Genomic DNA, 1,417 nt, shown 5'->3' on the forward strand with positions numbered 1-1,417 from the left:
GTCTGGTTGAGTCCGCCGGGTCCGGTGAAGGTCACTGAACCGGTCGGGGTACCGGACGCCGGAGGGGTGGCGACCACGGTGGCGCAGACGGTGACCGTCTGGCCGCAGACCGAGGGATTCGGAGTCACCGTGACCGTGGTGGTGGTGGCTGCTTCGGTGACGGTGACGACGACGGTGCCGGCGGAGCCGGTGAAGCAGGCGTCCTCACCGTTGTAGGTGGCGGTGACGGTGCCGGCGGCGAGCGTGGAGCTGGTGAAGCAGGCTTGTCCGCTGCCGTCGACGGGGACGGTTTGGTTGAGTCCGCCGGGTCCGGTGAAGGTGACGGTTCCGGTGGGTGTGCCGGATCCTGGCGGGTTGGCGGTGACGGTGGCGCAGACGGTGACCGTCTGGCCGCAGATGGACGGGTTGGGCGTGGCCGTGACCGTGGTGGTCGTGGATGCTTCGTTGACCGTGACCGCGACGGTGCCGGTGGAGCCCGCGAAGCAGGGGCCCTCGCCGTTGTAGGTGGCGGTGACGGTTCCGGTGGCGAGTGCGGTGGTGGTGAAGCAGGCTTGTCCGCTGCCGTTGACCGGGACGGTTTGGTTGAGTCCGCCGGGTCCGGTGAAGGTGACGGTTCCGGTGGGTGTGCCGGATCCTGGCGGGTTGGCTGTGACGGTGGCGCAGAGGGTGACGGTCTGGCCGCAGATCGACGGGTTGGGCGTCGCCGTGACGGAGGTGGTGGTCGAAGCTTCCGTCACCGTCACCGACACGGTGCCGGCGGAGGTGGAGAAGCAGGGGTCTTCGCCGTTGTAGGTGGCGGTGACGGTTCCGGTGGTGAGTGTTGTGGTGGTGAAGCAGGCTTGTCCGGTTCCGTCGAGGGGGACGGTTTGGTTGAGTCCGCCGGGTCCGGTGAAGGTGACGGTTCCGGTGGGTGTGCCGGAGCCGGGTGGGTTGGCGACCACGGTGGCGCAGACGGTGACGGTCTGGCCGCAGACGGAGGGGTTGGGGGTCGCGGTCACGGAGGTTGTCGTGGTTGCTTCGTTGACGGTGACGACCACGGTGCCGGTGGAGCCGGTGAAGCAGGGGTCTTCGCCGTTGTAGGTGGCGGTGACGGTTCCGGTGGTGAGTGTTGTGGTGGTGAAGCAGGCTTGTCCGGTGCCGTCGAGGGGGACGGTTTGGTTGAGTCCGCCGGGTTCGGTGAAGGTGACGGTTCCGGTGGGTGTGCCGGAGCCGGGTGGGTTGGCGACGACGGTGGCGCAGACGGTGACGGTCTGGCCGCACACGGACGGGTTGGGTGTGGCGGTGACCGTGGTGGTGGTGGTTGCTTCGTTGACGGTGACTGCGGCGGTGCCGGTGGAGCCGGTGAAGCAGGGGTCTTCGCCGTTGTAGGTGGCGGTGACGGTTCCGGTGGTGAGTGTTGTGGTGGTGAAGCAGGCTT

1 protein-coding gene is annotated in these 1,417 nt (G+C 68.2%); it reads right to left on the reverse strand.

Translation table 11 applies throughout. The features are described from left to right. Positions 1 to 1,417: Ig-like domain repeat protein (locus ACTWQE_RS34050; protein ID WP_443332957.1), on the reverse strand; the 1,417-nt coding region annotated here is incomplete at both ends.

The organism is Streptomyces sp. 8N706, assembly GCF_052245415.1.
Classification (GTDB): domain Bacteria; phylum Actinomycetota; class Actinomycetes; order Streptomycetales; family Streptomycetaceae; genus Streptomyces.